Origin of the sequence: Nostocoides australiense Ben110, from assembly GCF_001050535.1 — a bacterium.
In the GTDB taxonomy this organism is placed as follows: Bacteria; Actinomycetota; Actinomycetes; order Actinomycetales; family Dermatophilaceae; genus Nostocoides_A; species Nostocoides_A australiense.
The window spans coordinates 75,040-84,645 of sequence record NZ_HG764815.1 but is presented as its reverse complement, the minus strand read 5'-3'; the positions used below and the strand labels follow the sequence as shown (position 1 = coordinate 84,645).

7 protein-coding genes are annotated in these 9,606 nt (G+C 69.5%); 2 read left to right on the top strand and 5 right to left on the bottom strand.

From position 1 onward, the window contains the following. From BN11_RS23280 to BN11_RS00380, 4 genes are all read right to left on the bottom strand, one after another. Positions 1-800, bottom strand: an 800-nt coding sequence (locus BN11_RS23280; RefSeq protein ID WP_048693020.1) for a biotin/lipoyl-containing protein, incomplete at its 3' end; no start/stop codon positions are given. A 70-nt stretch (positions 801-870) separates the two neighbouring features. Then, on the bottom strand, positions 871-1,845 hold the full coding sequence (locus BN11_RS00390) for an alpha-ketoacid dehydrogenase subunit beta (RefSeq protein ID WP_048693017.1): 975 nt from the start codon (positions 1,843-1,845) through the stop codon (positions 871-873). Further along, the gene (pdhA, locus tag BN11_RS00385) at positions 1,842-2,996 is read right to left on the bottom strand and encodes a pyruvate dehydrogenase (acetyl-transferring) E1 component subunit alpha (protein WP_048693014.1); all 1,155 of its coding nucleotides are present in this window, start codon (positions 2,994-2,996) and stop codon (positions 1,842-1,844) included. The genes BN11_RS00390 and pdhA overlap by 4 nt, the downstream gene beginning before the upstream one ends. A 362-nt stretch (positions 2,997-3,358) precedes the next feature. Next, positions 3,359-4,009 carry a hypothetical protein gene (locus tag BN11_RS00380; RefSeq protein ID WP_048693011.1) on the bottom strand — a complete coding sequence of 217 codons (651 nt, stop codon included), beginning with the start codon at positions 4,007-4,009 and terminating at the stop codon, positions 3,359-3,361. Between the two features lie 32 nt (positions 4,010-4,041). Between BN11_RS00380 and BN11_RS22270 the strand changes: the two genes are divergently transcribed. Next, positions 4,042-4,209, top strand: a complete 168-nt coding sequence (locus BN11_RS22270; RefSeq protein ID WP_157043895.1) for a hypothetical protein — start codon at positions 4,042-4,044, stop codon at positions 4,207-4,209. Positions 4,210-4,461: 252 nt separating this feature from the next. Next, entirely contained in the window at positions 4,462-5,490 is a 1,029-nt protein-coding gene (locus tag BN11_RS00375) for a serine hydrolase domain-containing protein (protein ID WP_162213127.1), read from the top strand. Positions 5,491-5,704: 214 nt separating this feature from the next. On the opposite strand, the gene BN11_RS22265 is transcribed toward BN11_RS00375, so the two are convergent. Next, a complete protein-coding gene (locus tag BN11_RS22265; RefSeq protein ID WP_162213126.1) occupies positions 5,705-9,487 on the bottom strand; it encodes an ExeM/NucH family extracellular endonuclease in 3,783 nt (1,260 codons plus the stop codon). Between the last annotated feature and the right edge of the window lie 119 nt (positions 9,488-9,606).

The following is a 9,606-nucleotide window of genomic DNA, read 5'->3' as shown; positions in this document are numbered from 1 at the left end:
GCGCCCCCGCGGCTGGCGGCGAGCACGTCCTCGCGGGTGATGGTGCCGTCGTCACCGCTGCCGCGCAGGCCGACGAGGTCGACACCGAGGTCCTTGGCGAGTTTGCGGACCGGCGGCTTGGCCAGCACGCGGGCTCGCGCGAGCGCCTCCGGCGAGTGATCGGTCAGCTCGGTCAATGGCCGACGGTCGCGCAGCACGTGGGTGGAATGGGCAGCGACGAGTTCGCCGACCCAGCTGCTCGCGTCCGCGTGGGCGGTGGTCTCGCGGACCGCGGGCTCTTCGTCGGGGTAGTGCGCGATCGTCTGCAACAAATTCTGCTTGCGCCGGGGACGGCGCTTGGCCTCCGTCTGCTTGACGCCGTAGCCGACGAGCACGGCGGTGCGCTCGGGTTTCTTGTCCGCATCGGAATCGTCCACCGAGCCAGTCGGCGAATTCGACTCCAGCGCGGTAGGTCCTCCCGCCTCACCCGAGCCGGCCTGCCCGCCGGCGACAGCCGGCGACGGAGCGGATGCGGGGGCCGGCCGGTCGGCTGCGGACCCGTCGTTCGCAACGGCCGGAGCGCTGGAGCCGTCGTCGATCGTGATGATCGGGGTGCCCACCTCGACGGTGTCGCCCTCGGCCACCAAGAGGGCGGCGACCGTGCCGGCATACGGGATCGGCAACTCCACCAACGATTTTGCCGTCTCGACCTCGACGACGATGTCGTGGACCTTGACCGTGTCCCCGACGGCGACGCGCCAGGTGACGATGTCCGCCTCGGTCAGACCTTCACCGGGGTCGGGAAGTTTGAAGTCTCGCATTGTGTTTCCAAGTCTCCTATTCCTCGGGCCCGCGAAGTAAGGCGAGCGCAGCGAGCAACTTTCGTCGGGGTCAGTGCGCCATGACGCGGTCGACGGCGTCGAGCACGCGGTCGAGGTCGGGCAGGAAGTCCTCTTCGAGCCGGCTCGGCGGATAGGGCACGTTGTAGCCGCCGACGCGCAGCACCGGCGCCTCCAGCGAATAGAAGCACTCCTGCTGGATTTGCGCGGCCAGCTCGGCACCCATGCCGAGGAAGGTCGGGGCCTCGTGGACCACGACGCAGCGGCCGGTCTTGCGCACCGAGCCGAAGACCGCATCGGTGTCCAGCGGGGACAGTGAGCGCAAGTCGATGACCTCGAGCGAATACCCCTCCTCCTCGGCCGCCTGCGCGGCCTGCAGGCACGAGCGCACCATCGGACCGTAGGCGAGGATCGTCACGTCCGTTCCGGGCCGGATCACATTGGCGGAGAAGAGATCCCGCTCCGGGGCCTCGGCGATCTCGCCCTTGTCCCAGTAGCGCCGCTTGGGTTCGTAGAAGATGATCGGGTCGGGGAACTCGATCGCCTCCTGAATCATCCAGTAGGCGTCCGACGGGTTCGAACAGGAGATCACCCGCAGTCCGGCGGTGTGCGCGAAGTAGGCCTCATTCGACTCCGAGTGGTGCTCCACCGCCCCGATGCCGCCGCCGACAGGGATGCGGATCACCATCGGCAACTTCACGTGCCCGAGCGAGCGGGCGTGCAGCTTGGCGACCTGGGAGACGATGTGATCGAAGGCGGGGTAGACGAAGCCGTCGAACTGGATCTCCACCACCGGCCGGTAGCCGCGCAACGTCAGACCGATGGCCGTGGCGACGATGCCGGCCTCGGCGAGCGGGGTGTCGATCACGCGGTCCTCGCCAAAGTCCTTCTGCAGGCCCTCGGTGATCCGGAAGACGCCGCCGAGCTTGCCGATGTCCTCGCCCATGAGCACGACCTTGGGGTCCTTGTCCATCGCCGCGCGCAGACCGGCGTTGAGTGCCTTCGCCATGGTCATCTGGGTGCTCATTCGTGGGCCCCCTCGAAGCTGGCGAGGTAGTCGCTCAAGGCGGCACGCTCGCGATCCATGACGGGGTGCGGCGCGGCATACACATGCTCGAACATCGACTCCGGCTCCGGGTCGGGCAGCGCGAGCAGCCGGGTGCGCAGGTCGACGCCGACCTCCTCGGCCTCGGCGTCGACGCCGTCGAAGAACTCCTGGCTAACGCCATACGTGCGCGCCAACAGGTTGCGCAGGCGGGCGATCGGGTCGCGCAGCTTCCAGACCTCGACCTCGGCCGATACGCGGTATTTCGTCGGGTCGTCGGACGTCGTGTGCGCACCCATCCGATAGGTGAAGGCCTCGATGAGCGAGGGGCCCTGGCCGTCGCGGGCGGCGTCGAGACAGGCGGTGGTCACGGCATACGTGGCCAGCACGTCGTTGCCGTCCACCCGTATGCCGGGGAATCCGTATCCGCGCGGGCGTAAGTAGATCGGGATGCGCATCTGGCGCTCGTTCGGTTCGGAGATGGCCCACTGGTTGTTCTGGCAGAAGAAGACGACGGGCGCATTATTGACGCCCGCGAAGACGAACGCCTCCCCCACATCGCCCTGCGCGGACGCACCGTCGCCGAAGTAGGCGATGACGGCGGTGTCGCGCTCGGGGTCGCCGGTGCCGACGGCGTCGTCCCGCAAGACACCCATCGCATAGCCCGTCGCATGCAGCGTCTGGGCGCCGATGATGATCGTGTAGAGGTGGAAGTTCTTCTCGAACGAGTCCCACCCGCCGTTGTGCACGCCGCGGAACATGCCGAGCATGTTGAGCGGGTCGACGCCGCGGCACCAGGCGACGCCGTGCTCGCGATAGGTCGGGAAAGCGAAGTCCTGGCGGCGCAGGGCCCGGCCGGAGCCGATCTGGGCGGCCTCCTGTCCGAGGCAGGGCACCCACAGTCCGAGTTCGCCCTGGCGCTGAAGCGCGGTGGCCTCGTTGTCGAAGCGTCGCACGATCACCATGTCGCGATAGAAGCCCTGCAGCTCCTCCTGCGTGACCTGGTCCGCGATCGCGTCATACTCCGGATGCGAGACCCGCTCGCCCTCCGGCGTGACGAGTTGAACCATGTCCGGCCCACCGTCACGAGACTCGATGACCGGCCCCAGGGCCGGCCCCTTCTGCTCAGCCATCTCGCTCCGTTCCCCACCCGCTGCGGGGATGACCGCGATCCCGGGTGTCCAATGCGCCACGCGCGAACGCCGCGCTGCCGGGGTGACCGGCCTGGCGAGGCTCGTCGTGGCAGGCGGCACGGTCACGTCGTCGTGACCGCGAGTTGTCGCTTGCGCGTTCACGCCCCAGGCTAGCGCCTCCGGTATGCCGCGCCGACCTGGCCGGGCGGGTTCTGCGTTGGTCGCACGTCCAGGTCCGTACCGGCGGGAGCGGGGCCGGGTTCCGCGGGAGCGGGGCCGGGTTGTCATACGCGGGCCGCCTTATAGCCAGGCCCGCGTCGGAGAACCTGGCCCCGCTTCGCCGGGGGGACAGCGAAGACGGATCAGGGCGCCGGGTCGACCGCAATCTCGTCGCCGAGGGACCAGCCGGGTTCGAGGGGGAGATCGTCTCCGGACCAGAAGGCGCCGGGGTCGTAGGTGCGCAGCGAGAAGTCGCCGGTCAACAGGCCCATCTCGATCATCGTCGCGGCGACGACTTCGGCGCAGTAGGCGAGTTCGGGGCGCGTGCCGCGGCGGGCGCGTTCGCGGCGGCTGACGTAGGCATCGCGACCGCGCAGCCACCGAGCGGCCAGCCGGGCCGTGTTCGGGAAGGCGACCCCATCCAGGCGCGCAATGGCCCGCAACAAGGCATCCTCCTGGGCGCGATCGACGGCCGGGCTGAGCTGGCGCAGCCAAGCGCGCTGCCCATACGTCACCTGCCACTGCTCGACCGCCGCCCGCAGATCGTGCAACTGCACCCCTCGGTGATGATCGCCGGTCCACATGTCCACCAGGGACTTTCCGAGTTCGGCGTGCCACATCAGCGGGGGGAGGTCGTCGAGGACGACGGCCATCCCGACGTGGTTGACCGGCGCATTCGTCATCGTCTGGATGGCCCGGTCGGCGAGCGATGTGCCCCGGAAGATCCAGATGTCCCCAGTGCGGGTCAGGTCCACGGCGTCGGCGAGCGGCAACGAGGAGGCGGGCGACGGCATACCGGACAGTCTTGCGGAACTACGCTCGTGCCGTGGCTGGCAAAGGCAGGTGGTGGCGGTGGATCGGGCTTGCGGGTATGGCCGGTGTGGTTGCGACGGGCGCGGTCGTCGCCCGGGAGGAGCGCAAGCGGCGCGCGTATACGCCGGAGCAGGTCAGGGACCGGCTTCGCGAGCGCTACGCCGAGGCCACATCCCGCTGACTTTCGCCGCGGGCCATGGCAGGCTGGGCCGGACCACTACTGAAGGGGACAGTCATGGGTCGACCGCTCACTTGCCGTATGGCCGGAGGCACCGTCGTCGCCATCGCCGCCGGACTCATTGCGACGGCTGCGCCAGGCGTCGCCGCGGACCGCGCGAGCGAGCCGACCCCGGCGGACCTGGCCGCGCGGCTTGACCAGCGTCTGCCGAGGCCCGTTCTGCCGCCGATCACCGGCGGCCAAAGGATCCCGTCGGTGCAGGAGGCTCTCGACGCCCTGGTCGCGGAGGGGGCGGTCGGCACCGTCGGCGCCATCCAGCGCGGGGCACGCCACCGCGAATGGGCGTCCGGCAAGAAGCGGATCTGGAATGACGCGCCCGTCGGGGCTTACGCGCCCTTCCGGGTCGCCAGCAACACCAAGACGATGGTCGCCACCCTCGTCATGCAGCTGGTGGAGCGGGGCGAGTGGCGCCTGAGCGACCGCGTGAACGACCTCGCGCCCGGGCTGCTCGCCCACCACGGCAATATCACCCTGGAGCAGCTGCTCAGCCACACCTCGGGCATGCCGGACGGGGTGACGCAGGCGCTCATCGCGCACATGGACGAACCGACCTGGGACGGTTTCTTCGCCGCGCTGGGCGACCCGTACACGGACCGCGAGATCATCACGGCGGCGCTGGCGCAGCCGTGGCTGGCCACGCCGGGTACGCAGTTCAACTACTCCAACGCCGGGTATGTCGTGCTCGGGCAGCTGCTGCAGCGGCATACCGGCCGGTCCTTGGCCGCGCTGATGCAGGAGCGGATCTTCGTGCCCTCCGGGATGACCAAGGCCGAGTTCGCCACCCGGCCGGGAATGCCGAGTGCGGCCCTCCACGATGCCGCCTTCACGAAATGGCGTTGGTATTCGCTGAAGAACTTCAACCCCGATCTGTTCTCCGCCGCCGGCGCGACCGTCGCCTCCTCCCGGGACATGGTCAAGTTCGCGAACGCCCTCAACAACGGCCGCCTGGTGCGCAAGGCGACGCTCGCCAGTATGCGCACGCCGCGGACACCCGATGGCTATGGACTCGGCATGTATCGGATCCCGGACCCGTGCCGGCCCGGCGGTCTCGTGTATGGGCACGACGGGCTGTCGTTCGGCACCGCGAGCTATGCGCTCAGCTCGGCCGACGGCACCCGTCAGGTCGTGATCGGCTTGACCGGACGCGCCTACGTGAACGGGGTTCGCCCGATCCCGTGGGACGTCAACACCCCCCTGCTCGCGCTGTTCGCCGAGACCTGCTGACCGCTCACGCGCCGCACCCCGCCGGGGTGCGGCGACCGGCGCGGGCGGCGTACCCATCCAGCATGGGGCCGGAGATCACGGGTTGACGCAGCAACTCGTCAGCACGGTATGCCGTCCCGACGCGGGCGCGATCGCGCCGGCTAGGTCCCCGGTGCCAGATGGGGAAATCGACCGGACGGCCGATTTCCCCCACCTGACGAGAAGGGCCGCCGACTCAGGGGGTGTTGACCTTGCGGTCGCCCTGTGCGGCACGGAAGTCCGTGGCCCGGTCGGCGCCAGGGCCGCCGTCGAAGAAGTCGGCGCCGGCGTTGCCGGTCATGGTGTCGGCACCGTTGCCACCCATGAGGATGTCGTCGCCGCCACCACCGATGAGAACGTCGGTGCCGTCGCCGCCGTTGAGGGTGTCATCGCCCTCGCCGCCGGTGAGTCGGTCGTTGCCGCCGGCGCCACACAGCAGGTCGATTCCGCCGCCACCGGTGAGCCGGTCGTTTCCGCCGCCGCCGAGCATCATGTCGCTGCCGTTGCTGCCGGTGTAGGTGTTGGCGGCCTTGTTGCCGATCCAGACCGTGATCGAGCGCTTGACCGTGGTCGTGCCGTCGCTCGCGGTGAGGGTGATGACCGCTCGCCCTGGCTTGCCTGCCTTTCCGGTCACGGCCACGGTCCTGGTGGCGCCGTTGCCGCTGACGACGATGTTGCTGTTGGGGACCACGGCGGTGTTGGACGACGTTCCGGTCACGCGCACCGCGTCACCGTCCAGGTCACCCGTACTCAGGTTCATCCGGCCGGCCGTGTCGTTGAGACACGTTCCCCCGGTGAGGATGGACAGGCGCGGGGCGTCGTTGACCGCCGTGACGCTGATGCTGACCGTCGCGGGCGCCGAGGTGGACTCACCGTCGCTCACCGTGAAGGTGAAGGAGTCGGGACCGTTGTAGTTCGGGTCGGGGGTGTAGGTCAGGTCCGGCGCGGTGCCGGACAGGGTGCCGTGGCTCGGTTCGCTGGTGACGGTGTAGGTGAGCGGATCGCTCTGCGGGTCCGAACCGGTGAGCGTGATCCCCACCGGGGTGTCCTCGGGCGTCGTCACGCTCTGGTCGTTCGCGACCGGAGGTTCGTTGACGGGGGTGAACAGGTCGAGCCCGACGATGACCGGGTCGTGGTCCGAGACGCGGAACTCGTCGGGCGCGTACAGCGAGGAGATGAGGTTCGCCGACTTGAAGTTGGTGTTGTAGTCCAGCACGGCTGGCTCGTCCGCGTTGATGTGGTAGTCCGCGACGCCTGTGACCTGGCTGTCGAGGCTCTCGGAGGCGAGCGCGTGGTCGAGGTAACCCCACTGCCCGTCGAAGGCGTAGGAGTAGGCATCCGGACCCAAGCGCGTCTTGATCAGGTGGGTGTAGCCCGCGTCCTGAAGCGCCGTGATCGGGTCCTCCATCGCGTAGGAGTTGTAGTCGCCGACCAGCAGTATGTCGGTGTCCCCGGTTTCCGTCGGGTCGCTCGCCAGCCACTCGGTGAGGGTGTTGACGGCGTTGACACGCACCTGGTTGCAGTTGCCCTGTCCGTCTCCGGCGTCGGGAGCGTCGCAGGCGCTGCCCTTTGACTTCAGGTGGTTGGCGTTGACGATCAGCCGTTCGCCGGTCGCGTTCTCCTCGAAGGCCTGCGCGACGGTTGCGCGGTTGCGCGGGGCGGAGTCACCGCCGTTGACGAAGGCGACCGAGTTGAGCACGGCGGTGGTCCCGACCGGCGTCACCGTGGCCGGCTTGTAGAGCAGCCCGACCTTGATGGCGTCACTGCCCAGCGCGTCGACCTGACCCGTGCGGGCGTCCACGTCGAGGTAGGCGTAGGTGCCGGCGCCCATCTCGGCATTGAGGTGGCCGGCCAGATCGGCGAGGGCGCTCGTGCTGCCGTAGCCGTCGTTCTCGATCTCGTTGACCCCGATGATGTCCGGGTTCATCTTCTCGATCGCGGCGACGGTCTTGCGCCATTGCCGGTCGAACTCGGCCTGGCTGTCCGCCCCGCGGCAGTCGGTGGGCGCGCCCCCGACCCCGCCGGTGCAGGCATTAGCGCCGAAGGTGTTGAAGTAGTTGAGCAGGTTCATGCCCACGACCGTGAGCGAACCGCCGACGCTGGGGGCAGCGCTCGGGCGCGGGTTGTCCGGCTGAAAGTCGGGAGCGCCGCCGCCGAGCGAGCCGATGGGCCGCACGCGATAGGCGTTGGGGCTGGCGCTGTTGCCGCCCCAGGTGTAGGTCATGACGCCATGCAGACCGGTGATGGTGTCGCCGCCCCGGAGAGTGTTGCTTGCCGAGAGGGGCTGGCCGCCGCGCCCGAACTGGATCGGGTCGGGGTTTTGGGCCTGGGTGTCGTCGTCGACGATGATGCGGCGCAGATTGTTCGCGGCCTGCAGGTCGTTCGCGGCCCCGCCCGGCGCGACGACGTTGGTGGGCTGCTGCAGCCGGCCGCCCTGGGAGAGCGTGACTTGGCCGAAGCGGCCGAGCTGGTAGTGCTCGGTGACAGACAGCTCCTGGGGGAAGCTGACCAGCATGCCCTCGTAGCGTTCCAGGTCGTCGGCCGCGGTCAGGGGCAGGGTGACCTCGGTCGTGGGGACCGTGCCGGTCGTGCCGCACGCGGCGATCCCGGTCGTCGACGAGATCTGGGTCTGACCCTGGTTCTCGCTGGCGGTGCCGCTCACCTGGACGACGTCGCCGACGGCGACACGGTCGGCGTTGTCCCCCTCGAAGACGAAGATGCCGTCGGAGGTCGCCGCGTCCCCGTCGCCGCTGTCTTGGACATAGAAGCCCCGCAGCTTGGGCGAGGCGCCCTCATAATCCGCGACGACGACACCCTGCACGGTGACGGTTCCGGTGATGCCGGCGGCTCCGGAGGTCTGCACCGAGCCGATGGTCTGGTCGGAGGCGGCGCACGGCTCGAGCGCGGTCACCGTCAAGGCGATGTTGCCGGTGCCGCTGCGATCCTGGGCATCTGTGACGGTGAACGGCAGCGACTTCGCACCGGGTGCGGTGCTGGCCGCCACCGTGGCGGCGGCGGTGAAGGTGCCGTCGCCCGCTGTGACATCCGGGGCGACGCCGTCGTCGGCGAGAGTCGCGGTCGCAGAGCCGCCGATCGAGGTCAGGTCCGCGGTGACGGCCAGTTCGGTGCTGTCCGGGTTGATGCCCGGCGTGGTGTCGACCGTGAGCGTGGTCGTGCCGCCCTGAACCACCGAGGCGGGGTCGGCGCTGCCGGCGCCGGAGGGGTTGGTCGGCCCGCCTCCCGGGGTGCCGTGCGGCGTGATGGACAGGTCGTCGATCGCGAGTCCGTCGTCGGAGCCGGAGACGTCTGCGCTCGCCCAGCGCAGGACGATCGTGCCACCGTCGGGCACGGACAGGCCGCTGACGGTGCCCGAGACGGCATTCCGGTTCGCGGCAGCATTGCCGTCCAAGGGGCCTGCGGTGCCGCTGGTGACCGACGAGGCCGCGTCCATGGCGGGCGCGGCCAGCCACGTGCCGCCGGTCAGGCCCGTGGCGTCGGTGCTGTACCCGAACGTGAGCCGGTCGGTGCGGGCGGTGGTGGCCCCGCCGTGCCGCCACTGCTCGGCGGTGAACGCGACGTCGAGGGAGGTGATCGTGGCGCCCGTGGAGTTGGTGAGCACCACCCCGACGGTGGGGGAGTTGCTGGAGCTGTTCAGGCTGCCGAAGGCTCGCTCCGTGGCGCCCGCGCTGCCGAAGGAATAGGTGTCGCCGCTGGTGCTCGATCCCGTACCTGCGGAGTAGGTCGTATTGCCGGAAGATTCGACGAAGGTCCACCCGGCGGGCAGGTCGGCTTCGGTGCCGGTGCCCGTGGCGAGCAGCGAGTCGAAGTCCTGCGTGTAGGCCGTGCCGAGAGCCGTCAGCGACGCCTGGCCGGCGGCGTGAGCGGCGGGGGCGAGCACGGCCATACCGAGCAATGCAGTGGCGGCACTGGTGAGAGCGGCGAGCGCCCGGCGCGCGGGCGTCTTTCGGACATGTGGCATGGAAGACCCCTGCTAGGCGGATTGTTTGCGCGCCCAATCAACACGTCGTCTGCATCGATGTCAAGGTAGTCAGCGATATCCTGCGTCACGCGCATCAGGGGAAGCCACTTCCGAATATG